The following is a 22,819-nucleotide window of genomic DNA, read 5'->3' as shown; positions in this document are numbered from 1 at the left end:
GGTGGTCGGTCCGCGCCGGGTCCCGTAGTGTTCTCCGCCGGATGCCCCAGGGGCGCCCCACAACTGAACACGGCTCATCCAGAGGGGTAGAGGGACCGGCCCGACGACACCCCGGCAACCGGCGTCAGCTCATCGCTGGCGATCACGGTGCCAATTCCGACCCGTTCGCGGGGAAGATGAGGAGGATTCCTTCCATGACGCTGACCGCCCAGCCCACGAGTACCACCGGGCTCGACCTCGGTCCCGCTGCTGCACTCGCCTGCCGCGCCTGCGGCCACCGTCTCGATCTCGCCGCCGAGTTCGCCTGTCCGCAGTGCTTCGGCCCGCTGGAGATCGCCTACGACTTCGGCCGCGTGACCCGCGAGGACATCGAGCGCGGCCCGCGCAGCATCTGGCGCTACAAGTCGCTGCTGCCGGTGCCCAGCACGGTCGAGGCCTACCCGAACACCGACCCGGGGCTGACCCGCCTGCTGCGCGCCGACCGGCTCGGCGCCGAGCTCGGCATCCGCAACCTGTGGATCAAGGACGACACCGGCAACCCGACACACTCCTTCAAGGACCGGGTCGTCGCCGTCGCCCTCGCGGCGGCCCGCGAGCTCGGCTTCACCGTGCTGGCCTGCCCGTCCACCGGCAACCTCGCCAACGCCACGGCCGCCGCGGCCGCCCGCGCCGGCTGGGACTCGATCGTGCTGATCCCCGCCTCCCTCGAGCGCGCCAAGATCCTCATGACCGCGGTGTACGACACGAACCTGCTCGCCTGCGAGGGCACCTACGACGACGTCAACCGCCTCGCTACGGAGCTCGCCTTCGAGCAGGAGGACTGGGCGTTCGTCAACGTCAACGTGCGCCCGTACTACGCGGAGGGCTCCAAGACCCTCGGCTACGAGGTCGCCGAGCAGCTCGGCTGGCGCATCCCCGCCCAGACCGTCGTCCCGATCGCCTCGGGCTCGCAGCTGACCAAGGTCGACAAGGCCTACGGCGAGCTGATCTCGCTGGGCCTCGTGGACGACGCCGAGTACAAGGTGTTCGGCGCCCAGGCCGCCGGCTGCTCGCCGGTGTCGACCGCCTTCCGCGAGGGCACCGATGTGGTCCGCCCCCAGAAGCCGGACACGATCGCCCGCTCGCTGGCCATCGGCAACCCCGCCGACGGGCCCTACGTCCTCGATGCGGTGCGCCGCTGCGGCGGGACGATCACCGACGTCACCGACGACGAGGTCCGCGACGGCATCCGGCTGCTCGCCCGCACCGAGGGCGTGTTCGCCGAGACGGCCGGCGGCGTCACCGTGGCCAACGCCAAGAAGATGGTGGAGTCGGGCGACCTGGACCCGGACGCCGACACGGTCCTGCTGATCACCGGCGACGGCCTGAAGACCCTCGACGCGATCGAGCACCAGGTCGGGCCGAAGGCGACGATCCCGGCGACGTCGAAGGCCGTGCGCGAGGCCCTCGGGCTGTAGGTCCGCGGCACGTTGCGCATGATCGACAGGCGTCGCGGCTCCCGATGGTGCCTCTCGCCGGCGCCGACCCGTGTCCCGAGGACACGGGTGGAGGCCTGCCTCGACGACCTCGCTGGAGAGGCGCGACTTCCGTGATCGATGGACCTCGTGGCCTGCGGAAGGTGCCCCTCGCCGAGTCCGGGCGGGGGAGAGATCAGCGGGCGCGTCGTGCACCTCCGGGACGGCACGCGGGAGAATGAGGCGCCCCTGACGACGGCGCCTGACGATCCGGCGTCGCACCTCACATCAAGCCGGTGAGGTGTCGACGCCTTCGCCCAGCGGCTCCGATCCGGTGACGAGCGCGGCGTAGATCGGGACGCCGGAGTTCGACACGTCCCAGTGGAGCGAGACGGGCCGTTCGTGGCGCACGAGGCGGTACCAGACGTCGAACTCTGCAGCGGGCAACAGGACGAAGAGCCAGGTGCCCTGTCGTGAGCCAGGGGTCGCGGGCACGTCGCTGAACGACATCGTGGCCCCGCTGAGTTGACCGGGGTGGGCCGGATCCGCCCAGAGCACGAGCTCTGATTCGACCGACGCGTTGACACCAGGGGTGCGGACGTGCCGGCTCACGGCGTAGCTGCCGATGCGCATGACGTCGAGGGCCATGGACGATCCCCTCCCCCGGAGCTCCTGCTCAGTCTCGTCGCCCACCGACCCGCCCAACAAGGGACGCCGGGCGTGCGGATCACCGCCGCCTCGGGTCGGGGCGCGGGTCGCCGCGGGCGACGACGGCCGGGCCGGCGCGCGGGTCGGCGCCGGCGACGACGGCGAGGTCGCCCGACTCGTCGGTGCGGCGCACGAGCGCGCCGGTGCGGGCGAGCAGCCCCACGACCTGCGGGTTCGGGTGCCCGTAGGTGTTGCCGCGCCCGACGCTGACCAGCGCGAGCGAGGCACGGGCCGCCGTGAGGAAGGTCGGCAGCGAGGACCGCGAGCCGTGGTGCGGGACCTTGAGGATCTCGGCGTGCAGGTCCGCGCCCGACCCGAGCAGCGACGACTGCGACGACAGCTCCGCGTCGCCGGGCAGCAGCACCCGCCCGACCGGGGTGTGCGCGCGGACCACCACCGAGGTGTCGTTCACCGCCGACCCGTCCTCGCCGTCGACGTGGGCGGTCGGGCGCACCGGGCCCAGCACCTCGAGCACCAGCCCGGGCCAGCGCAGCACCGTGCCGCGCGCGAGACCGACCAGCGGGGCGCGCGCCGCCGCCGCGCGCCGCACCACCTGCGCGAGCGTGTCAGCCGGCTCGCGCGCCGGACCCAGCGCGACCCCGCCCACCGACCGCCCCGCGAGCGCCCCGGCCAGCCCGCCGACGTGGTCGGCGTGCAGGTGGCTCAGCACGACCAGCGCCAGCGAGCGGACCCCGAGCCGCACCAGGCACCCGTCGATCGCGCCCGCGTCCGGGCCGACGTCGACGAGGACCGCCCGCCCCGGCTCGCCGGTCGCGAGCACCAACGCATCCCCCTGACCGACGTCGCAGGCGACGAGGGTCCAGCGCGCGGGCGGCCACCCCGGCGGCGCGACGCGGGTCGGCACGAGGACCAGCAGCGCGCCGACCAGCACCGCCGCGACCACCGCGCGCAGCCGGCGCCAGCGCAACGCCGCCCCGACCAGCACCACGAGCCCGGCGAGCGCGAGAGCACCGGGCACCCCGCCGGGCCAGTCCAGCGTCGCCCCCGGGACCGCGGCGCACCGGCGCGCCACCCAGACCAGCCACGACACCCCGGGCCCGGCGGCCCACACGAGGGCGTGGGCGCCCGCGGTCCACCACGGCGCCACCCCGGCGGCCATCACCCCGAGCACCGTCACGGGCGCGATCACCGGCGCCGCGAACAGGTTCGCCACCACCGCGACGAGGCTCACCTCGCCCGACAGCCCGGCGATCACCGGCGCGGTCACCACGTGCGCGGCCGCCGGCACCGCCAGCGCCTCCGCCACCCCGGCCGGCACCCGGCGCGCCCGCATCCGCGCGACGAACCCGGGCGCCAGCAGCACCAGCGCCCCGGTGGCGAGCACCGACAGCGCGAACCCCGGGTCGGTCGCCAGCCCCGGGTCGACGAGCAGCAGCACGATCACCGCCGCGCACAGGGCCGGCACCACCGAGCGTCGTCGCGCGACCGCGAGCGCCAGCACCGTCACCCCGCCCATCACGGCCGCGCGCAGCACGCTCGGCGAGGGCCGCGCGAGCACCACGAACCCGACCAGCGCGAGGCCCGCCAGCACCGCCGCCGTCCGCGGGCCGAGACGCCCCAGCCGCGCGAGCAGCAGCACCGCGCCGCACACGATCGCCACGTTGGTCCCCGACACGGCGGTCAGGTGGGTGAGGCCGGCGGCGCGGAAGTCGTCGGCGAGCCCCGGGGAGACGCCGGAGGTGTCGCCGACCACGAGCCCCGGCAGCAGGCCCGCCGGGTCCTCGGCCAGCACGGCGCGTGCCGCGTCGCGCAGACCGCCCCGCAGGTCGCCGGCAGCGCGCTGCACCGCGGGCACCGGGCCCACCGACCGCGGGGGTCCGCGGACCTGCAGCACCGCGACCGTCAGGTCGGCGCGGTCCGGCGGCCCGAGCCGTCCCCGCGCGCTGACGAGCTGACCGGGCAGCAGTCCCGCCCAGTCCTCGGCGGGTGCGAGCAGCACCACCCGCCCACCGGCCCGCCACCCGGGCCCCGCGCCGACCTGCCCGCCGACGAGCTCGCCCCGCACCACCACCCGCCCCGGGCCGGGCACCGAGGACCGGACGGGGCGCGGGTCGGCGGTGACGACGAGGTCGAGCCGCGCCGACACACCGGCACCGGTGGCCGGACGCAGCGGGTGGCTCGCCACCGCGAAGGCCCCGAGGCCGGCGACCAGCCCCACCGCGGCGGTGCAGCCGCCCGCCGCCACCACGACCGCGCGCAGTCCGGGGCGCCCCGGACCGCGACGACCGGTCGCCCGCCGCGCCGCGATCACCGCCGCGACGGCGGCGAGCACGACGAGCGCGAGCGCGACACCCCACCCGGCCGTCAGCGCCGCGATCGCCACGCCCCACGACGCCAGCGCCGCCGGGACGAGACGCAGGTCGGGCGGCGCCGGCGGCGGGTCGTCCGCCGGGTCGCGGCGCGCGGGGGCGCTGCTCACACCGTGACCAGGTCGCGCAGGGTCGCGAAGCGGGCGTCACCGATGCCGCTGACCTCCTGCAGCTGCTCGACGGCGCCGAAACGCCCGTTCTGGGTGCGCCACTCGAGGATCCGCTGGGCGGTGACCGGTCCGACGCCGGGGAGCTGGTCGAGCTGCTCGAGGGTCGCGGTGTTGAGGTTCACCGGCCCGCCGGGGGCCGCGCCCCCGGCACCGCCCGCCGGTGCGGCCCCCGCCGCACCCGCGGCCGGTGCCGCCGGGGCCGCCGGGACCGCCGCCGCGGGCACGCCCACCACGACCTGCTCGCCGTCGGAGAGCCGCGCCGCGAGGTTGAGCCCGGTCAGGTCCGCCTCGGGCGACGCCCCGCCCGCCGCGTCGATCGCCTCGCCGACACGGCTGCCCGGCGGGAGCCGCACGAGCCCGGGGCGCGCGACCTTCCCGGACACCGACACCACGATCGGCCCCGTGTCGGGCGGCGCCGGACCACCCGGGAGGGCGGGCAGCGGCGAGGGCTGTACCGGAGCGCCCGCCACCAGCGGCAACGCCGGCACCGGCTCGGCGACCGGGCGGTCGGACCACACCCCCACCGCCGCGACCACCGCCGCGACGGCGGCGACCGCCGCGAGAGCGAGCGCGCCCGTCCGCCCCGGGTCCCACCGCGCGCCGATCCACGACGACGGCAGCCACCGCGTCACCCACCGCCGGGCGCGCTCGCCCCGTTCCGGCGGGTCCCACGCGCTCCCCCGGCGCGCGGCGGGGACCGGGTCGTCCTCGTCGTCCCACCACGGGTCGTCCGGCGCAGCCACCGGAGGGTCGTCCCGCGCCGGCGCCGGCGGCGGCAGGCGCAGCCGGGCCGCGGGCGTGCCCGGCGGCGCCCCGGGCCACCCCACCCGCGCACCCCCGGAGGGACCGGGGTCCGCCGGAGCGCCGACCTCGACCGCGTCCCGCCCACCCCACCCGCCCGCGCGGCCACCACCGCCGAGGGCCCGCAGGCGGGCACGGGCGTCGTCGGTGTCGGGCGGTGCGGAGCGGGCCATGCGCGGGACGCTAGGAACCGCCCCGACCAGCAGCCCAGCACCGAGCGGACGCCTGGGGACAACCACCCGGGGTGGGGACGGCGCGGTGCCGCGCCCACGCCGTGCAGCCCCCGGACGGGCGAGCGGGACCCCCCTATCAGCGACCCAGCGCCGCCGCCACCTCGGCGCCGATGGCCTCGCCGACCGCCCGGTGCGCCGACCAGCCCCAGTGGATGCCGTCGGGGTTGCCGTGGCCGCCGAGCACGTGGTCGGCGACGAGAGGGGTCGGGTCGACGAGGCGCACACCGGAAGATGCCGCCCACGCCGTCAGCGCCACCACGTGCCGCTCGCGGCCCGCGTGCACCCCGCCGTAGGCCGGCGCCCGGTGCACCGCGGGCAGCATCGCGACCACCGGCAGGCCCGGGATCAGCGCGGTCACCGCGACGCGCAGGCGCTCGAGGTGGCGCACGGTCTCCGCCGGCGGCAGCGCCACCGGCCCGGCGCGGCCGAGCACCCGCGCGGCCCGCGGCACCGCCCACGCGTGGGCGTCCCGCGCGGCCCGCCGCAGCCGCGGCCGGTGCACCGCCGGGATCAGCTCGCGCAGCGCCGTGGGCAGCGGCGACGGGAGCGTGTCCATCCCGCCGACGCCGAGGACCACGGCGTCGGCGTGCCGCAGCGACGCCCAGATGCGCGGGTCGCCGACCATCGCCCGCCACGCGTGCCGCGCGGTCCACCCCAGGCCGGCGTGCAGCTCGGCGCGCCCGCCGAGGACGCCGGCCGCCACGTGCGGCCACAGGCGGGGCTCGTCGGCAGGCTCGGCCCGGTCGGGGCCGTGGAAGGACAGGGAATCGGCGATCACCACGAGGAGCGGGTCCTCGTGCGTCACGCCGCGAGCCCCCAGGCGCGCAGGCGCCAGCGGTCGAAGCGGCGCTCCAGGATCGCCCACGCGCAGTTGTGCAGCGGCGAGAGCGAGTGCCACGCCGAGACCGGCCAGCCCAGCGTGGCCGCGGTCAGCGCGCTGATCGTGCCGCCGTGCGCGACCACCATCGCGGTCTGGCGCTCGTCGGTGTCGGCCAGCTCGTCGTCCAGCTCGGCGAGCACCGGGACGGCGCGCTCGGCCACCGCCACGCGCGACTCCCCGCCGGGCGGCGCCCACTCCGGGTCGCTGCCCCACGACGCGAGCCCGCCGGGCCAGCCGGCCTCGACCTCGGCGCCGGTCAGGCCCTCCCAGTCGCCCAGCGACGTCTCGCGCAGCCGCGGCTCGGGGCGCGGCACCAGCGCGGCCTCCTTGGCGACGGCCTCGGCCGTGCGCCAGGCGCGGACCTGGTCGGACGCGACGAGCAGCGCGGGCTCGTAGGCGGCCAGCAGCGGCGCGGCGGCCAGCGCCTGGGCGCGGCCGACCTCGTCGAGATCGGGGTCGAGGCGTCCCTGCATCCGGCTCTCGGCGTTCCACAGCGTCCGCCCGTGGCGGGCGAGGACGAGCCGGTGGAGGCTCACTCGCCGGCGGCGGTCTGGTCGGCCGGCGGGCCGTGGACCTCCGCCGGTAGCGGCACCGCCGGGCAGTCCTTCCACAGCCGCTCGAGGCCGTAGAACTCCCGCTCCTCGGTGTGGAAGACGTGGACGACGATGTCGGCGAAGTCCAGCAGGACCCAGCGGGCCTCCTGGGTGCCCTCGCGGCGCACGGCCTTGGCGTCGAGGTCGCGCAGCTTCTCCTCGACGCTGTCGACGACCGCCTGCACCTGGCGCTCGTTGGGCGCCGAGGCGATGACGAACGCGTCGGTGAGCGGGAGCCGCTCGGACACGTCGATGGCGACGACGTCCTGCGCGAGCTTGTCGGCGGCGGCGAGCGCGGCGGTCTCGGCGAGACGGCGGGCGCGATCGGTGACGGCCACGAAACCCTTCGGAGGTCGACGACTGCAGCGCTGGTCATGGTACTCGACGCCACCGCGTGCTCGTTCGCTCGCGACCGCCCACGGCGCCGGGGGTGCGGCGCATACTGGCCCGATGCCGGACTACGGGGACGGGCTGGCCCAGGGCGGCGACCTGGTGGCCGCCGCCGAGAACGCCGTCTCGCAGGCCACGGCCCCGCTCGGGGGCCGGCGGCCCGACCTGCTCGCCGTCTTCGTCTGCCACCCCGACCCCGACGTGATCGCCCGGGCCGGCGAGCGGGCGATGGAGGTGGCGGGCGCGCGGGTGGCCGTGGGGTGCAGCGCCGGCGGGGTGATCGGCGACGGGCGCGGGGTCGAGGCGCAGCCCGCGGTCGCCGTCTGGGCGGGAGCGCTCCCCGACGCCTCGCTCACCCCGTTCCGGCTCGACGCGAGCCGCACCGAAACCGGCATCGTCGTCGGCGGGATGCCCCAGCGCACCGAGTCCGACGAGGTCGCGCTGGTGCTCGCCGACCCGTACACGTTCCCGATCCAGGGCTTCGTCGAGCAGTCCGCCGAGGCGCTGCGGGGCCTGCCGCTGGTGGGCGGGCTCGCGTCCGGGCCCGGCGGCGCCGGGGCGACGCGGCTGTTCCTCGACGGCGTCGTGCACGAGCGCGGCGTCGTCGGCGTGACCATCGGGGGCGACGTCCGGGTGCGCACGCTGGTCAGCCAGGGGTGCCGTCCGGTGGGCCCGGCGATGACCGTCACGGCCGCCGAGGGCCCGCACCTCCGGGGCCTCGCGGGGCAGCCCGCCTACCGCAAGCTCGAGCAGATCGTGGGCGAGCTCGACGAGGCCGAGCAGCAGATGGTGGCGCAGGGCCTGCACCTCGGCGTCGCGATGGACGAGTACGCCGACGACCACCGCCAGGGCGACTTCCTCATCCGCGGCGTCGTCGGGGCCGACCCCGAGCAGGGGACGGTGACGGTCGGCGACGTCGTCGAGGTCGGCCGCACGGTGCGCTTCCAGGTGCGCGACGCCGCGAGCGCCGACGCCGACCTCGACTGGCTCATGACGCGCCACCGCGGCGGCGGCGACACCGCGGGCGCGCTGCTGTTCTCGTGCAACGGGCGCGGGCGGGCCATGTTCCCCGACGCCGACCACGACGTGGCCGCCGTCCGGCGCGGCCTGGGTCCCGAGGGCGTCGCCGGGTTCTTCGCCGCCGGCGAGATCGGCCCCGTCGCCGCCCGCAACCACCTCCACGCGTTCACCGCGTCCGTGCTCGCCTTCGGTGGCGACAGCGGCTGACGGGACCCCCTCGCACGGCTCCCGTCACCGTCGGTCCTACCGTGGTCACCGCACGCCAGCATCCACGGAGGACCACGACAGGCGATGAGCGTCGAGCCACGGCCGGACGTACGACTCCCCGAGGACGTCGTCTCCCTGCTCCGCGGCCCGAACCCGTGCTTCGTCGCCACGGTCACGCCCGACGGCTCCCCGCAGACGACCGAGACCTGGGTGGACACCGACGGCACCCACGTCGTCCTCAACGCCGTCGAGGGCCTGCCGAACGTGGAGAACATCCGCCGCGATCCCCGCGTCTCCGTGGCGATCGGCGACGCCGGGCGGCCGGGGCGCTACGTGGCGGTGCGCGGCCGCGTCGTCGAGGTGACGCCCCACGGTGCCGCCGAGCACATCGAGTCGCTCGCCCGGCGCTACCTCGGCCGGCCCTACCCCTGGCACCGACCGGACCAGACGCGGCTGATCCTGCGCATCGCCCCGACGGCCGTGCACCGCCCGGTCCCTGACCCCTAGCGGGTCCCCGGAACGACCTGGGCCGCCGGCTCGCCGCCGGTGGCGAACGGCGAGGTGGCGGACAGCCCGAGCAGGTCGGGCCGCACCAGCGCCACGCCGAGCGCGGCGAGCACGGCCACGAGCAGCACGATCGTGGAGATCAGCAGCGCGCTCGTGCTGCGGCGCGCCGGCGCCGGCGGCGCGACGACCGGCAGCGGCATCGAGCGCGGACGGGCCAGGTCCGGGTCGGCGGGCCACGGCCCCCAGGCATCCGCCGGCCCCGACGCGAGCAGGCGCGGGGGCTGGATGCGGGGCAGGGGGATGCCGTCGGTGCGCGCGAACGTCCCGGGGGCGTCGACCCAGGCGCGGGCGCGGTCCTCGGGCGACCATGGCGGGGTGGCGTCCGGGGCCGTGATCGCCGCGGGTGCTCCGTCGACCCGCTCTGACGAGGTCGACGGAGCAGCCGGAGGGATCACGTCGGCCGGCTTGAGCGTGACCAGGGCGACGCGCGGTGCGGGCACGCGGATCGGCCCGGTCGGGGCGTCGTCGACCGCGACACCGTCGAGCTCGTCGTCCGTGCTGTGCCGGCTCACGACGCGACCGCGGTGAGCGAGCAGCTGCCCGACGGCGAGATCCAGGTGCTGGGGGAACCGGTGAACGTGACGGGCGAGCCACCGGAGCCGGGCGTGACGACCAGGTCGCCGCCCTGCATCGCCCACGACCCGGTGTCGCCGGCGTCGGAGGTGTAGGTCCCGGCGCTCGCGAACGTCAGCGTCCCGGTGGCGAACCGGCACCCCTGGGCGGTGTAGTCCCCGGACGGCGCGCTCGCGGACGAGGTGGCCGACGTGGTCGTGCTCGACGACGGCGTCGAGGTCGTCGTGCCGGGCACCAGGCCGGGAGCGACGGCGTCCGGCGCGCTCCGGCGCTGGGCGTCGGTCGGCGAGGTCGTCGTGCTGCCGGACGTCTCCGGGTCCGTGGCGTCCCGGGCGACGAGCGGGTCCACCGATCGCTCCGATGTCGGACCGCCGGCCTCGTCGGAGCCCTCCGGGACCACCGCCTGCACCGTGTCGTTCTCGGTGTCGTCCTCGCCGTCCGAGCCCTGCGGGCGGTCGTGTCCGCGGCCGGTGTGGACGTCGATGATCGTGAAATTGTTCGTGACCCGGGTCGTCTGGTGCGTGACCACGGTGATCGACGTCGACGTGAACGACTGCCAGCGCGGGCCGACGTAGGCGACGGTGTTGAAGGACTGGGGTGCCGTGAGCGGGTTGCCGCAGGCACAGCGGGTGACGAGGTTGCCGTACCGGTCGACGAGCACCGCGGTGCCGGCCTGCAGGACCGCGGGCCAGGACGTGACCTCGCCGCCGGCCCAGCCGTGGTTGGTGACGTAGGTGTCCGAGCGCAGGACCACCGAGGTCAGCCCGTCGACGTAGCTCGAGACCGTCGCGGCGGAGCCGTCGCGCAGGCCGAGGACCGAGGCCCAGCCGGCGGCGCGGTCGGGGTGCTCGCCGAGGAAGCGGCTCAGGCGGGCGCGGTCGCACACCGCGTTGCTGCCCGAGCCGCCGTAGAGCCCCGGCGTGGTGCCCGCGTAGCTCCCGCTCGTGTCGGCCACGGGCCGGACGTCGGGGACGTCGGTGCCGACGCTCTCCATGAAGGGGTTGGCGCCGGCGGTGGCCACCGGCTCGAGCGCGACGTCGGTCGGCGCGTCCAGCTCGCGGGCGATCACCACGCCCCCCAGCGCCGCCACCAGCATCGCGAGCACGACGATCGCGACGAGCGGGCCCCGCGACGCGCGCCGCGGTGGAGGTGGCGGAGCCTGCGCGGCGACGGGCGGCGGCATCTGCACCGAGATCACTCCCCCAACGAGTGCCGCGCCCGCGGTCGGGCCCGGCGTCCGCAACGGATCTCGGTGGGTCGATGCGGTGCGTTAGTCGGCGCGCCGCCATGTCACTCGTTCGAGTGGGGAAGCGCCCGATCGGGGCAGCGGCGGCGACTACTCCGACGCGACGTGCTCCGTCGGGCCGAGCACCCAGCCCTGGCCCCGGGGCTGGTACAGCCCGCGCTTGGCGATGTACTGCACGACGCCGTCGGGCACGAGGTACCAGACCGGCTCGCCGGCGGCGACGCGCTCCCGGCACGCCGTCGACGAGATCGCCATCGCGGGCACCTCGAGCAGGCTCACCGCGCCGCGCGGGAGGTGGTCGCCGTCGAGCTCGAAGCCGGGCCGGGTGACGCCGACGAAGTGGGCGAGCCGGAACATCTCGTCGGCCCGGTGCCACGACAGGATCTGCTCGAGGGCGTCGGCGCCGGTGATGAAGAAGAGCTCGTCGTCGGGGAAGATCTTCGCGAGGTCGGCGAGGGTGTCGACCGTGTACGTCGCGCCCTCGCGGTCGACGTCGACGCGGCTCACGGTGAAGCGCGGGTTCGACGCGGTGGCGACGACCGTCATGAGGTAGCGGTCCTCGGCCGGGCTGACCGACTCGCTGTCCTTGCGGTAGGGCTGCCCGGTGGGGACGAAGACGACCTCGTCGAGCGCGAAGCGGATCTGCGCCTCGCTGGCGGCCACGAGGTGGCCGTGGTGAATGGGGTCGAAGGTGCCGCCCATGACCCCGATCCGGCGGCCGCTCATCCGTTCAGCCTAGATCGCACGCGTCTCACACCGGCAGCAGTCCCGACACCACACCGGCGAGCTGGGCGGCGGTGCGGCACTCGTGCATCGGGACGACCTGCCCGTAGCTGCGCGCCGCCGAGTCGCCGGTGCCCCACTGGGCCTGCGGCTCGGGGTTGAGCCAGTGCACGTGGCGGGCCTGCTCGGCGAGGTCGCCGAGGACGGTGAGGTTGGGGTCGCGGTAGTTGGTGCGCCCGTCGCCGAGGACGAGCAGGGACGTCCGGGGGCCGACGACATCGGGCCAGCCCTCCCGGAAGCGCCCCAGCGCCGAGCCGTAGTCGCTGTGCCCGTCGAAGGCGATGAGCCCGGGGCGCGCGGTGATCTCGGCCATGACGCCGCCGAGGTCGGCGTTCGGGCCGAAGAGGTCGGTGACCTCGACGCACCCGTCGACGAAGCAGAAGATCCGGATGCGGGAGAACTGCTCGCGCAGCGCCTGGACCAGCATCATTGTGAAGTGGCTGAACCCGGCCACCGACCCCGACACGTCGCAGAACAGCACCAGCTCGGGACGGCCCGGCCGGGGGCGGCGGAACGCCGGGCGCATCGGCACGCCGCCGGTGGACATCGAGCGGCGCAGCGTGCGGCGCAGGTCGATCGGGCCGCGGCGGGCCCGCCGGCGCCGGGCGGCGAGCCGGGACGCGAGGTGGCGCGCGAGCGGGGCGACGCGGCGGCGCAGGTCGGCGAGCTGCTCGGAGTTGGCGGTGAGGAAGTCGACGCGGTCGCCCTGCTTCGGCACGCCGGTCCGTGCGGCCGCCTCCCGCCCGCGGATCTCCGCGCCGCGGCGGCGTGCCTCGTCGGTGACCATGCGCCGGAACGACGAGATGCGGTCACGGACCTGGCGCCGCGAGACCTCCTCGGCGAACGGGCTGTCCCAGTCGGCGTCGGCGCCGCCGCGCAGGTCGGCGAGCACCCGGGCGAGCAGCGTCTCGGGGCGCACGGCGTTGAGCGCCTGGTAGGCCGACCACGTCGACGGGCGCCCGCCGCCGCCCTGGCCGCGGTCGCCGCCACCGCCGCCCTGCCCCTGCCCGCCCTGACCGCCCTGCCCCTGGCCCCGCCCGACGGCGCCGAGCCCGTCGACGATCGCGCGGGCCAGCTCGGCCATGGCCGCGGTGTCGCCGTCGCGCAGCAGGCCGGCGAGCAGGTCGCGCAGCGCCTCGACGTCGACCGACCCGTCCTCGGCGTAGGGCAGCGCGACCTCGCCGAGCGCGGCTCCCTGCCCCAGCGGGAACCACAGGTCGAACAGCGCGTCGAACACCGCCCGCTGCCCCGAGCGGCGCAGCATCGCCGCCGCGAGGCCCTCGCGCAGCTGCTCGCGCTGCAGGAGGTCGAGCTCGGCGATCACCGCGGCGGCGTCCACCGACTCCCCCGGCCCCACCGCGATGCCGGCCCGCCGCAGCGCGCCGACGAAGTCGACGAGGTGGGCGGGCAGACCGCCGTGCACGACCGGGCTCATGGTCCGGCTCCGCTCCGCTCCGTGTCCCGGCTCATGGTCAGTTCAGCCGCAGCTCGGCCATCGCGCGCTGCGTGTCGGCCTGGTGCTTGAGCACGACGCCGAGGGTGGAGCGCACGGTGTCGTCGTCGAGGGTGTCGAGGCCGAGCGCGAGCAGCGTGCGGCCCCAGTCGATCGTCTCCGACACCGAGGGCGCCTTGCGCAGCTGGATGCCGCGCAGCACCCCGACGATGCGCACGAGCTCCTCGGCGAGGGCCTCGGGCAGCTGCGGCACGCGGGTCAGCACGATGCGGCGCTCGAGCTCGGGGTCGGGGAAGTCGAGGTGCAGGAACAGGCACCGGCGCTTGAGCGCCTCGGACAGCTCGCGGGTGGCGTTCGAGGTGAGCAGGGTGAACGGGCGCTGGTTCGCCGTGATCGTGCCCCACTCGGGGACGGTGACCTGGAAGTCGCCGAGCACCTCGAGCAGCAGGCCCTCGACCTCGACGTCGGCCTTGTCGGTCTCGTCGACCAGCAGGACCGTCGGGTCGGTGCGCCGGATCGCGGTGAGCAGCGGGCGCGGCAGCAGGAACTCCTCGGAGAACACGTCGTCGCGCGTGTCGTCCCACGACTCGCCCTGGCTCGCCGTGATCCGCAGCAGCTGCTTGGCGTGGTTCCACTCGTAGAGCGCGCGGGCCTCGTCGATGCCCTCGTAGCACTGCAGCCGAACCAGGCCCGAGCCCGTCGCCTCGGCCACCGCGCGCGCCAGCTCCGTCTTGCCCACGCCGGCCGGGCCCTCGACCAGCAGCGGCTTGCCGAGGCGGTCGGCGAGGAAGACGGTGGTCGCGACGGCGGTGGAGGGGAGGTACCCGACGTCGGCGAGCCGGGTCATGACGTCGTCGACGGAGTCGAACAACGTCTTCTGGCCGACCGGCTCGGTGCTCACGCGCCGCATCCTGCCTCGCCCGCCGCGTGTTGTCCCGGCGATGTGGTCGACGTGGTGTGTCCGCGGTGCGGCCCCGTGCGGCACGCAGGAGCGGGACGGTCGTGACCGGCTCGGCGCGACGCTCAGTACTGGTTGGTGCGCACGTCCGTCGCCAGGGCCGCGTCGATCTCCCCGGCGGGCACGTGGGTCCCCGAGATGCTCTTGGCCATCGTCCCCGCGGACGGGACGTCGCCGCGGCCGGGCCAGCTCGCCGGGTCCCACAGCGACGACCGCGCGAACGCCTTGGCGCAGTGCAGGAAGAGCTCGTCGATCTCGACGACGACGGCCAGCTCCGGGCGCCTGCCCCGGACGGCGAAGCGGTCCGCGAACTCCGGGTCGGCGAAGATCCTCGCCCGTCCGTTGATCCGCAGGGTGTGGTCGCGGCCGGGCACGAGGAACAGCATCCCGACCTCGGGGTGGGAGAGGATGTTGCGGAACGAGTCGAGGCGGTGGTTGCCGGGGCGGTCGGCGAAGGCCACCGCCTTCCCGCCGTCGAGCACGAGCACCTGGCCCGCCGGGTCGCCGCGCGGCGAGACATCGACGCTGCCGTCGGCGCCCGTGGTCGCGAGGACGAAGAACGGCGACGCCGCGAGGAAGCGGCGCGACGCGTCGTCGACGTGGTCGATGGCCTTCTCGGCGATGAAGGCCGGCGGCTCGGACACGAGCGCGCGCAGCTCGGCCAGCTCGGTGATCTCCGGCATCAGGTGCTCCGGCGGACGAGGCTCACTGAGGTGACCCTAACTCACGTGAAGGCGCCCGCGTAGGCGTTGAGGGCCGGCTGACCGCCGAGGTGGGCGTAGAGCACCGTCGCGTCCGGCCCGATGTCGCCGCGCGCCACGAGGTCGACGAGCCCGGCCATCGACTTGCCCTCGTAGACCGGGTCGAGGATGACGCCCTCGAGCCGCGCGGTGAGCTCGATGGCGTCGATCGTGGAGGCGACCGGGATGCCGTAGCGCTCGCCCGCCCAGCCCTCGAGCACGGTGATCTCGTCGTCGCGCAGGTCACGCCCGAGCCCGATGAGCGACGCGGTGTGCCGGGCGATGCGCGCGACCTGGTCGCGGGTCTTCTCGAGCGTCGCCGAGGCGTCGATGCCGATCACCCGGCGCGGCCGGTCCGACCCCGCGAAGCCCGCGATCATGCCGGCGTGCGTCGAGCCGGTGACGGTGCAGACGACGACGGTGTCGAAGAAGACCCCGAGCTCGGCCTCCTGCGCCTCGACCTCGCGGGCCCACCGCGCGAAGCCCAGCCCGCCCAGCGGGTGCTCCGAGGCACCCGCCGGGATGCCGTAGGGCACCCCGCCGGCGGCGCGCACGTCGTCCATCGCGCGCTCCCAGGAGTCGCGGATGCCGATGTCGAAGCCGGCCGGGTCGAGGCGCACGTCCGCGCCGAGGATGCGCGAGAGCAGGATGTTGCCGACCTTGTCGTTGACGCTGTCGGGCCAGTCGACCCAGCGCTCCTGCACCAGCCGCGCCTTCAGCCCCAGCTTCGCGGCCACCGCCGCCACCTGGCGCGTGTGGTTGGACTGCACCCCGCCGATGGAGACGAGCGTGTCCGCGCCGGCGGCCAGGGCGTCGGGGACGATGTACTCCAGCTTGCGGACCTTGTTGCCGCCGTACGCCAGCCCGGAGTTGCAGTCCTCCCGCTTGGCCCAGATCGCCGGCCCGCCGAGGTGGGCGGACAGCCGGTCGAGCCGGTGCACCGGGCTCGGGCCGAAGAGCAGCGGGTGGCGGGGGAAGTCGTCGAGGGACACGGCGTCTCCTGGGTGGGGCGGTCGGCGTCGCGCAGAATATCGCATTTCGCGTGCCGGGACGGGCAGCCGAGGGCGACCCCACGCTGTCGGACCCCTGTGCTTTCGTGGAGCCATGACGGCGACCACCGACTCGGCCACCGACCTGCGCTCGGCCGCCGAGGCGACGCTGCAGCGCCTCGCGGGCCCCGACGCGGCGCTGCGCGAGGACCAGTGGGCCGCGATCCACGCGCTCGTGGCCGAGGGGCGCCGGGCCCTCGTGGTCCAGCGCACCGGGTGGGGCAAGAGCGCGGTGTACTTCGTCGCCACGGCGCTGATCCGGCAGCGCGGCGGCGGCCCGACGGTGATCGTCAGCCCGCTGCTCGCGCTCATGCGCAACCAGATCGACGCGGCGAACCGCGCGGGCATCCACGCGGTGACGGTCAACTCCGCCAACACCGACGACTGGCGCGACGTCTACGCCGAGGTGCAGGCGGGCGCGGTCGACGTGCTGCTCGTGAGCCCCGAGCGGCTCAACAACCCCGAGTTCCGCGACCAGGTGCTCCCCGAGCTCAGCCGCACCGCCGGCATGCTCGTGGTCGACGAGGCGCACTGCATCTCCGACTGGGGGCACGACTTCCGGCCCGACTACCGCCGGCTGCGCACGCTCATCGCCGAGCTGCCCGACGGCGTGCCGGTGCTCGCCACGACGGCGACGGCGAACGACCGGGTCACCACCGACGTGGCCGACCAGCTGGGGGTCTCGAGCAGTCACGACCACGCGCTGGTGCTGCGCGGCGAGCTCGACCGCGAGTCGCTGCGCCTCGGCGTGCTGCCGCTGGACAAGGGCGCCGACCGCTTCGCCTGGCTCGCCCAGCACCTCGACGACCTGCCGGGCTCGGGCATCGTCTACACGCTCACGGTCTCGGCCGCCGACGAGCTCGCCGCGTTCCTGCGCGAGCGGGGCCACCCCGTCGCCGCCTACACGGGCAAGACCGACCCCGCCGAGCGCGAGCGCGCCGAGGACGACCTGCTGGCCAACCGCGTCAAGGCGCTGGTGGCGACGAGCGCGCTGGGCATGGGGTTCGACAAGCCCGACCTCGGCTTCGTCGTGCACCTCGGCGCCCCGCAGTCGCCGGTCGCGTACTACCAGCAGATCGGCCGCGCCGGCCGCGGCGTCGAGCGCGCCGAGGTCCTGCTGCTGCCCGGGCCCGAGGACCGCGACATCTGGGCGTACTTCGCGTCGCTGGCCTTCCCCGCCGAGCCGCAGGTGCGTGTCGCGCTCTCCGTGCTCGGCGACGCCGGGCGCCCCCTGTCCACCGCCGCGCTGGAGCCGCGGGTGGAGCTGAGCCGCGGCCGGCTCGAGATGATGCTCAAGGTGCTCGACACCGACGGCGCCGTCCGCCGGGTCAAGGGCGGCTGGGAGGCCACCGGGCAGCCGTGGGAGTACGACGGCGCCCGCTACACCGGCCTGGCCAAGGCCCGGCGAGCCGAGCAGCAGGCGATGCTCGACTACATCGCCACCGACGGCTGCCGCATGGAGTTCCTGCGCCGCCAGCTCGACGACCCGGGCGCCGCGCCGTGCGGGCGCTGCGACAACTGCACCGGCCGCCACGCCGACCCCACCATCGGCGAGGACGTCCGCGTCCAGGCGCAGACGACGCTCGACCGGCCCGGCGTCCCGCTCGCGCCGCGCAAGCAGTGGCCCAGCGGCATGGACGCCCTCGACGTGCCGCTCAAGGGCAAGATCGCGCCCGGTGACGCCGCCGAGGAGGGCCGCGCGCTGGGCCGGCTCACCGACGTCGGCTGGGGCCCGCGCCTGCGCCCGCTGCTGCGCGCCGACGACCTCGTGCCCGACGCCGCGGTCGACGCCGTCGTCGAGGTCCTCAAGGGGTGGGACTGGGCGCAGCGCCCGGCGAGCGTCGTGTGGTTGCCCTCGCGCCGGCGCCCCGTGCTCGTCGAGAGCTTCGCCCAGCGCATCGCGAGCATCGGGCGCCTGCCCCTGCTCGGCGCGCTGGCCGACACCGCGCCCCCGGTCTACGAGGATCCCGAGGACGACGCCGAGCCCGAACAGCCCAACTCCGCCCAGCGCCTCGCCGAGGTGTGGTCGCGGCTCTCGGTGCCCGCCGGGATGGATCCGGGCACCGGGCCCGTGCTGCTCGTCGACGACGTCGCCGACTCCGGGTGGACGCTGACGGTCGCGGCGGCCCTGCTGCGGCGGGCGGGGGCGCCGGCGGTGCTGCCGCTGGTGCTGGCCACCACGAACTGAGCAGGTCTCGTCGGGTTCTCGCCCTGCTCTCAGGGGTCGTTCAGCTCTCTCGGCGACAGTCGTGGGGCACTGTCGGGATCGTCCGCTCCCGGCGCCGCTCCGCCCTCCCGCCGACGAGAGGACCCGAGCATGACGACGCCCCTCCCCCGCGAGCCCTCCGACGAGCCACGCCCGCTCTCCGACCGCGAGAAGCGCGCCCTCCACGACCTCGAGCACCGTCTCGCCGACGACGACCCGGCGCTGAGCATGAGCCTGCGCCAGCCCGCGGCCTGGCGGCGCCACCTCTCGGACCGCGCCCTCAACGTGATCATCCAGATCGCCGTCGTGGTCGTCCTGCTGGTGGTCGTGCTCCCCGGTCCGTGGGGCGCGGCGCTCGTCGCGGTCGCCCTCATGGTGATCCCCGGGACGCTGTCGATCCTCGCGTCACGCCGGGAGCGCGGGGAATCCGCGGCGGAATCGTGATCACCGCGCCCACGCCGACCGACCGGCCGGTTCCCGGGGCCCGTCCCCGGGTGGTATGCCCTGCGGTGTGACGATCGCTGCGCTGTACCGCTACCCCGTCAAGTCGATGCTCGGGGAGTCCCTGAGCCGTGCCGTGTTCGACGAGCGCGGGGTCGCGGGCGACCGCGCCTACGCCGTCCTCGACGTCGAGTCCGGCATCATCGCGAGCGCCAAGGTGCCCAAGCGCTGGGCGAAGCTGCTGGAGTTCTCGGCGGCGTTCGCCGGCGAGCCGGTGGCCGGCGAGACCGCCCCGCCCGTGATCATCACCTTCCCGGACGGCTCGACACGCCGCAGCGACGACCCCGACATCGACCGGGCGCTCTCCGACGTCCTGGGCCGCGAGGTCCGGCTCGTCACCACCGCGCCCGACGCGCCCAAGTTCGAGGAGCTGTGGGCCGACCTCGACGGGATGGACCGCGAGAGCCTCGCGCCGGAGCACATCATCGACGCCACCACCTCGCGCCAGGAGGACACCGGGGAGGCGATCAGCAGCTTCGACGTCGCCGCGTTCGCCCCGCCCGGGCGCTTCTACGACCTCGCGGCCCTGCACGTCGTCACCGAGTCGACGCTGGCCCGGCTCGCCGAGCTCGCGCCCGAGAGCGACTTCGACGTGCGCCGCTACCGCCCCAACGTCGTCCTCGCCGACACCGAGCCCGGGTTCGTCGAGAACGACTGGCCGGGCCGGGAGATGAAGCTGGGCGACGATGTGCGGGTGTCGTACACGTTCCAGACCATGCGCTGCGTCATGACGACGATGGCGCAGGGCGACCTCCCCGACGACCGCAACACCCTGCGCACGGTCGCGAAGAACAACCGGATCATGATCGAGAAGCCCGAGGTCGCGGGCAAGTGGGCCTGCGCCGGTGTCTACGCCGACGTGAGCGCCGGCGGCGAGGTCGCCGTCGGCGACGCCCACGCCTGACCCTGATCCACCCGAGGAGACGAGCACCCCCCGTGGACACCCGCTCGAGCACCGTCGACGGCGTGCTCGCCCGCAGCGCCCGCCGCACCCCGCACCGCGTGGCGCTGCACTTCTCGGACCGCACCTGGACCTACCAGGAGCTCGACGACGCCGTCACCCGCGCGGCCGGGTTCCTCGCGGAGCTCGGCGTCGGCGCGGGGGACCGCGTCGCCACCTACGGCAAGAACTCCGACGCCTACCTGCTCGCGTTCCTGGGGTGCTCGCGGCTCGGCGCGGTCCACGTCCCGATCAACTACGCCCTGACCGGTGAGGAGCTCGGCTACCTGGTCGAGCAGTCCGGGAGCCGCCTGCTGCTGATCGACCCGGCGCTGGCCGGGCCGGTCGACGCGCTGCCCGCGCAACCCAGACAGGTGGTCCCGCTGCGCGACGCCCCGGGGTCGCTGCTCGACCGGGCGCGCACCGGCGACCTCCCGGAGCTGACCACGACGGTCGCCGACACCGACCTCGTGCAGCTCCTCTACACCTCGGGCACCACCTCGCGACCCAAGGGCGCGATGATGACCCACCGCGGGCTGGTGCACGAGTACGTCTCGGGCGTGCACGCGCTGGCCATGTCGGAGCACGACCGCCCGCTGCACGCGATGCCGCTGTACCACTCGGCGGGCATGCAGCTGTTCCTCATGCCCTACCTGATGGTCGGCGCCACCAACCACCTCATGGAGGCGCCGGACATCCCCGAGATCCTGCGGCGGATCGAGGCCGACGCCATCGGCGCGATCTTCCTGGCGCCGACGGTGTGGGTGCCGCTGGTCAACCACGCCGACTTCACCACGCGCGACCTGACCAGCCTGCGCAAGGCCTTCTACGGCGCCTCGATCATGCCGGTGCCGATCCTGGACAGGCTGCGCGAGGCGCTGCCCGCCCTCGGGGTCTACAACTGCTTCGGGCAGTCCGAGATCGGCCCGCTGGCCACGGTGCTGCAGCCCGAGGAGCACGACGAGCGCCCCGAGTCGTGCGGGCGCCCGGTGCTGTTCGTCGAGCTGCGGGTGATCGACGACCACGGCGACGACGTCGGGCCGGGCGGCACCGGCGAAGTGGTGTACCGGTCGCCGCAGCTCTGCGAGGGCTACTGGGACAAGCCCGAGGAGACCGCCGAGGCGTTCCGCGACGGCTGGTTCCACTCCGGCGACCTCGTGCGGATCGACGAGCAGGGCTACATCACCGTCGTCGACCGGATCAAGGACGTCATCAATACCGGCGGCGTGCTGGTCGCGTCCCGCGAGGTGGAGGACGCGCTCTACACCCACGGCGCCGTCGCCGAGGTGGCCGTCATCGGGACGCCCGACGAGCGGTGGATCGAGGCCGTGACCGCGTTCGTGGTCCCGAAGTCGGAGGTGGGTGCCGACGAGCTGATCGCCCACGTGCGCGGCCGGCTCGCCGGCTACAAGACGCCCAAGAACATCCACTTCGTCGACGAGCTGCCCCGCAACCAGTCGGGCAAGCTGCTCAAGCGCGTCCTGCGCGACCAGGTGCCGGGGTGACGGCGGTGCCGCCGGGCGCGCCGCCGCGGTCGGGGAACTGGTTCACCCGGGGCGGCTGGTGGTTCTTCGTGCACCTGCTGAGCCTGGGTCTGCTGCTGCCCGTCCCCCTCGCCCACGCCGCCGTCCGGACCCGCCGGGCGGTCTACGCCGTGCTCGCGCTCGCGTCGGTGGCCCTCGTCGTCGGTGCGTTCGCGCTGAACCAGGCCGCGGACCGCACGCCGGACGGGCAGTACCAGGGCCTCGCGGCGTCGCTCTCGTCCCTCGGGCTGCTCACCGGCCTGCTCGGGGGTCTCGTCCTGCTGATCCTCATCCGACCCCGCGTCTTCCCCCGCTCCACCCGGCCCGTCGGCTGGGACCGCCCGCCACCGGACCCGGCGATCGCCGCGGCCCTCGCCGCCCGCGACCGCCGCAGCGAGGCCCGGCGCCTGGCCGCCGAGGACCCGCTGCTCGCGCGCGAGCTGCGCATCGGGCGCCCCGACCTGGCGCGCTCCTACGACGACGGCGGCCTCGTCGACCTCAACACCGCGCCCGGTCCGGTAATCGCCCGGACCCTGGGCATCGCGCCCGCGCACGCCGAGCGGATCGTCGGCTGCCGGGCGGCGGCGGGACGGTTCGCCGCCGTCGACGACGTGTTCGTCTGGGCGGACCTGCCCTACGAGGTGTGGGACCAGGTCCGCGACCGCGGCGTGGTGCTCGGCCGAACGGGTTAACGAGTTCCCTGTCCGCAGGCGGTGCGCTTCACTGAGCGTGAGGCCGTATCGAGGACCGGGGGGACCATGAGCCGGGAGAAGAAGGACCGACGCACGCCGCTGCCGCAGCTGGTGGTCACACCCGCCGGGTACCGGGCGTTCTCCCCGGAGCTGGTCCGCGACCGCAAGGACCTGCAGGAGACCACCGTCCGCAAGGAGCTGCGGTTCCAGAGCAACGGCGGCGAGTCGGTGGTCTGGACCATGACGGTCATCGGCGGCATCGGGCTCCCCCTGCTCCTCGGCGCGTCCGTGCTGAGCTTCGTCCTCTGGTGCGTCGCGGGCATCGTCGGCGGCTTCCTCGTCGGCGCGGTGATCGGCGGCATCGTGACGCCGGACCGCGAGAAGGAGTACCGCGAGGACCACCGCGAGACCGACCCCTGGGCCGAGATCCCGGCCGACGACCCGCGCGCCACGGTCTGCTCGCTCGCCGAGGAGATCGCCTCCACGCGGGCCTGGCAGGACGGCATCCTCGACGCACCGCGCCACCTCGCCGCCATCGTGTGGTCCGCGGTCTCGAAGGACGCCGCCCGGAGCACCGACGAGGACGCCGAGGACGTCGCCGTGGTCACCGAGAACCTGCGCGAGCTGCTGCGCGTCGCCCGCGACCTCGACCACCGTCGCGAGTACGGCACGCCGGCCGTCGACGAGCGGATCAGCGCCCGCGAGCCGACCGCGCGTGCCCGCGCCCTGTCCGCGGAGGCCCTCGAGAACGGACGCGCGACCCGCGACCTGCTCTGAGCACCGGCGACCCGTGTCCCCGGGA

At 75.4% G+C, this 22,819-nt stretch carries 22 protein-coding genes and 1 riboswitch; of the genes, 9 read left to right on the top strand and 13 right to left on the bottom strand.

Translation table 11 applies throughout. The features are described from left to right. Nucleotides 1–71 precede the first annotated feature (71 nt). Nucleotides 72–183: riboswitch (SAM riboswitch) on the top strand. A gap of 11 nt (nt 184–194) precedes the next feature. After that, nucleotides 195–1,457: a threonine synthase gene (thrC, locus tag ACFPK1_RS20275; protein WP_378022748.1), complete on the top strand. Its 1,263-nt coding sequence runs from the start codon at nt 195–197 to the stop codon at nt 1,455–1,457. A gap of 285 nt (nt 1,458–1,742) precedes the next feature. Here thrC and ACFPK1_RS20270 read toward each other — a convergent pair whose 3' ends face one another. The 6 genes from ACFPK1_RS20270 to rsfS all read right to left on the bottom strand — a co-directional run bounded on the left by ACFPK1_RS20270 (nt 1,743) and on the right by rsfS (nt 7,507). After that, nucleotides 1,743–2,102, bottom strand: a complete 360-nt coding sequence (locus tag ACFPK1_RS20270) for a hypothetical protein (protein ID WP_378022747.1) — start codon at nt 2,100–2,102, stop codon at nt 1,743–1,745. A 79-nt stretch (nt 2,103–2,181) separates the two neighbouring features. Continuing rightward, nucleotides 2,182–4,602 (bottom strand): ComEC/Rec2 family competence protein, encoded by a 2,421-nt coding sequence (locus tag ACFPK1_RS20265; RefSeq protein WP_378022746.1) that lies wholly within the window; start codon nt 4,600–4,602, stop codon nt 2,182–2,184. Beyond that, nucleotides 4,599–5,636, bottom strand: coding sequence for a ComEA family DNA-binding protein (locus ACFPK1_RS20260; protein ID WP_378022745.1), 1,038 nt, complete (start codon nt 5,634–5,636; stop codon nt 4,599–4,601). The genes ACFPK1_RS20265 and ACFPK1_RS20260 overlap by 4 nt, the downstream gene beginning before the upstream one ends. 136 nt (nt 5,637–5,772) lie before the next feature. Continuing rightward, nucleotides 5,773–6,501: a diglucosylglycerate octanoyltransferase gene (octT, locus tag ACFPK1_RS20255; RefSeq protein WP_378022744.1), complete on the bottom strand. Its 729-nt coding sequence runs from the start codon at nt 6,499–6,501 to the stop codon at nt 5,773–5,775. After that, nucleotides 6,498–7,112: a histidine phosphatase family protein gene (locus ACFPK1_RS20250; RefSeq protein ID WP_378022743.1), complete on the bottom strand. Its 615-nt coding sequence runs from the start codon at nt 7,110–7,112 to the stop codon at nt 6,498–6,500. Before ACFPK1_RS20250 ends, octT begins: the two co-directional genes overlap by 4 nt. Continuing rightward, complete coding sequence (gene rsfS / locus ACFPK1_RS20245) at nt 7,109–7,507, bottom strand: ribosome silencing factor (protein WP_378022742.1); 399 nt, start codon at nt 7,505–7,507, stop codon at nt 7,109–7,111. Before rsfS ends, ACFPK1_RS20250 begins: the two co-directional genes overlap by 4 nt. Before the next feature lie 112 nt (nt 7,508–7,619). On the opposite strand from rsfS, the gene ACFPK1_RS20240 reads away from it, so the two are divergent. Next, nucleotides 7,620–8,786: an FIST signal transduction protein gene (locus tag ACFPK1_RS20240; protein WP_378022741.1), complete on the top strand. Its 1,167-nt coding sequence runs from the start codon at nt 7,620–7,622 to the stop codon at nt 8,784–8,786. Between the two features lie 84 nt (nt 8,787–8,870). Further along, nucleotides 8,871–9,293, top strand: coding sequence for a TIGR03618 family F420-dependent PPOX class oxidoreductase (locus tag ACFPK1_RS20235; RefSeq protein WP_378022740.1), 423 nt, complete (start codon nt 8,871–8,873; stop codon nt 9,291–9,293). On the opposite strand, the gene ACFPK1_RS20230 is transcribed toward ACFPK1_RS20235, so the two are convergent. The 7 genes from ACFPK1_RS20230 to ACFPK1_RS20200 all read right to left on the bottom strand — a co-directional run bounded on the left by ACFPK1_RS20230 (nt 9,290) and on the right by ACFPK1_RS20200 (nt 16,098). Beyond that, on the bottom strand, nt 9,290–9,865 hold the full coding sequence (locus ACFPK1_RS20230) for a hypothetical protein (RefSeq protein ID WP_378022739.1): 576 nt from the start codon (nt 9,863–9,865) through the stop codon (nt 9,290–9,292). The two genes, ACFPK1_RS20235 and ACFPK1_RS20230, sit on opposite strands and share 4 nt — an antisense overlap. Beyond that, nucleotides 9,862–11,109: a DUF6777 domain-containing protein gene (locus ACFPK1_RS20225; RefSeq protein WP_378022846.1), complete on the bottom strand. Its 1,248-nt coding sequence runs from the start codon at nt 11,107–11,109 to the stop codon at nt 9,862–9,864. Before ACFPK1_RS20225 ends, ACFPK1_RS20230 begins: the two co-directional genes overlap by 4 nt. Nucleotides 11,110–11,262: 153 nt before the next feature. Continuing rightward, the gene (nadD, locus tag ACFPK1_RS20220) at nt 11,263–11,898 is read right to left on the bottom strand and encodes a nicotinate-nucleotide adenylyltransferase (protein WP_378022738.1); all 636 of its coding nucleotides are present in this window, start codon (nt 11,896–11,898) and stop codon (nt 11,263–11,265) included. A gap of 25 nt (nt 11,899–11,923) precedes the next feature. Then, the gene (locus tag ACFPK1_RS20215; RefSeq protein ID WP_378022737.1) at nt 11,924–13,390 is read right to left on the bottom strand and encodes a vWA domain-containing protein; all 1,467 of its coding nucleotides are present in this window, start codon (nt 13,388–13,390) and stop codon (nt 11,924–11,926) included. Between the two features lie 37 nt (nt 13,391–13,427). Beyond that, nucleotides 13,428–14,255: an AAA family ATPase gene (locus ACFPK1_RS20210; RefSeq protein ID WP_378022845.1), complete on the bottom strand. Its 828-nt coding sequence runs from the start codon at nt 14,253–14,255 to the stop codon at nt 13,428–13,430. A gap of 176 nt (nt 14,256–14,431) precedes the next feature. Next, nucleotides 14,432–15,049 (bottom strand): MSMEG_1061 family FMN-dependent PPOX-type flavoprotein, encoded by a 618-nt coding sequence (locus ACFPK1_RS20205; RefSeq protein ID WP_378022736.1) that lies wholly within the window; start codon nt 15,047–15,049, stop codon nt 14,432–14,434. Nucleotides 15,050–15,090: 41 nt separating this feature from the next. After that, nucleotides 15,091–16,098, bottom strand: a complete 1,008-nt coding sequence (locus ACFPK1_RS20200; RefSeq protein ID WP_378022735.1) for a 1-aminocyclopropane-1-carboxylate deaminase — start codon at nt 16,096–16,098, stop codon at nt 15,091–15,093. Between the two features lie 112 nt (nt 16,099–16,210). Between ACFPK1_RS20200 and ACFPK1_RS20195 the strand changes: the two genes are divergently transcribed. From ACFPK1_RS20195 to ACFPK1_RS20170, 6 genes are all read left to right on the top strand, one after another. Then, nucleotides 16,211–18,343 (top strand): RecQ family ATP-dependent DNA helicase, encoded by a 2,133-nt coding sequence (locus ACFPK1_RS20195; protein WP_378022734.1) that lies wholly within the window; start codon nt 16,211–16,213, stop codon nt 18,341–18,343. Nucleotides 18,344–18,472: 129 nt separating this feature from the next. Continuing rightward, nucleotides 18,473–18,805 carry a DUF3040 domain-containing protein gene (locus tag ACFPK1_RS20190; RefSeq protein WP_378022733.1) on the top strand — a complete coding sequence of 111 codons (333 nt, stop codon included), beginning with the start codon at nt 18,473–18,475 and terminating at the stop codon, nt 18,803–18,805. A 67-nt stretch (nt 18,806–18,872) separates the two neighbouring features. Then, nucleotides 18,873–19,766: an MOSC domain-containing protein gene (locus ACFPK1_RS20185; protein ID WP_378022732.1), complete on the top strand. Its 894-nt coding sequence runs from the start codon at nt 18,873–18,875 to the stop codon at nt 19,764–19,766. A 32-nt stretch (nt 19,767–19,798) separates the two neighbouring features. Next, nucleotides 19,799–21,307 (top strand): acyl-CoA synthetase, encoded by a 1,509-nt coding sequence (locus ACFPK1_RS20180; RefSeq protein WP_378022731.1) that lies wholly within the window; start codon nt 19,799–19,801, stop codon nt 21,305–21,307. Beyond that, a complete protein-coding gene (locus ACFPK1_RS20175; RefSeq protein WP_378022730.1) occupies nt 21,304–22,017 on the top strand; it encodes a ComEA family DNA-binding protein in 714 nt (237 codons plus the stop codon). Before ACFPK1_RS20180 ends, ACFPK1_RS20175 begins: the two co-directional genes overlap by 4 nt. Before the next feature lie 66 nt (nt 22,018–22,083). Further along, on the top strand, nt 22,084–22,794 hold the full coding sequence (locus tag ACFPK1_RS20170) for a hypothetical protein (RefSeq protein ID WP_378022729.1): 711 nt from the start codon (nt 22,084–22,086) through the stop codon (nt 22,792–22,794). Nucleotides 22,795–22,819 lie beyond the last annotated feature (25 nt).

Source organism: Actinomycetospora rhizophila (genome assembly GCF_042657905.1).
GTDB classification, from domain to species: Bacteria; Actinomycetota; Actinomycetes; order Mycobacteriales; family Pseudonocardiaceae; genus Actinomycetospora; species Actinomycetospora rhizophila.
Note: the sequence above shows the minus strand (reverse complement) of the source record. Positions and strands in the feature narration are given on the sequence as shown.

What these genes read in the sequence shown, in the direction of transcription:
- ACFPK1_RS20225 (WP_378022846.1), bottom strand. Translation starts at nt 11,109, where the DNA reads ATGCCGCCGCCCGTCGCCGCGCAGGCTCCGCCACCTCCACCGCGGCGC.
- ACFPK1_RS20205 (WP_378022736.1), bottom strand. Translation starts at nt 15,049, where the DNA reads ATGCCGGAGATCACCGAGCTGGCCGAGCTGCGCGCGCTCGTGTCCGAG.
- nadD (WP_378022738.1), bottom strand. Translation starts at nt 11,898, where the DNA reads ATGAGCGGCCGCCGGATCGGGGTCATGGGCGGCACCTTCGACCCCATT.
- ACFPK1_RS20195 (WP_378022734.1), top strand. Translation starts at nt 16,211, where the DNA reads ATGACGGCGACCACCGACTCGGCCACCGACCTGCGCTCGGCCGCCGAG.
- ACFPK1_RS20190 (WP_378022733.1), top strand. Translation starts at nt 18,473, where the DNA reads ATGACGACGCCCCTCCCCCGCGAGCCCTCCGACGAGCCACGCCCGCTC.
- ACFPK1_RS20170 (WP_378022729.1), top strand. Translation starts at nt 22,084, where the DNA reads ATGAGCCGGGAGAAGAAGGACCGACGCACGCCGCTGCCGCAGCTGGTG.
- ACFPK1_RS20210 (WP_378022845.1), bottom strand. Translation starts at nt 14,255, where the DNA reads ATGACCCGGCTCGCCGACGTCGGGTACCTCCCCTCCACCGCCGTCGCG.
- ACFPK1_RS20215 (WP_378022737.1), bottom strand. Translation starts at nt 13,390, where the DNA reads ATGAGCCCGGTCGTGCACGGCGGTCTGCCCGCCCACCTCGTCGACTTC.
- ACFPK1_RS20235 (WP_378022740.1), top strand. Translation starts at nt 8,871, where the DNA reads ATGAGCGTCGAGCCACGGCCGGACGTACGACTCCCCGAGGACGTCGTC.
- ACFPK1_RS20240 (WP_378022741.1), top strand. Translation starts at nt 7,620, where the DNA reads ATGCCGGACTACGGGGACGGGCTGGCCCAGGGCGGCGACCTGGTGGCC.
- thrC (WP_378022748.1), top strand. Translation starts at nt 195, where the DNA reads ATGACGCTGACCGCCCAGCCCACGAGTACCACCGGGCTCGACCTCGGT.
- ACFPK1_RS20270 (WP_378022747.1), bottom strand. Translation starts at nt 2,102, where the DNA reads ATGGCCCTCGACGTCATGCGCATCGGCAGCTACGCCGTGAGCCGGCAC.
- ACFPK1_RS20260 (WP_378022745.1), bottom strand. Translation starts at nt 5,636, where the DNA reads ATGGCCCGCTCCGCACCGCCCGACACCGACGACGCCCGTGCCCGCCTG.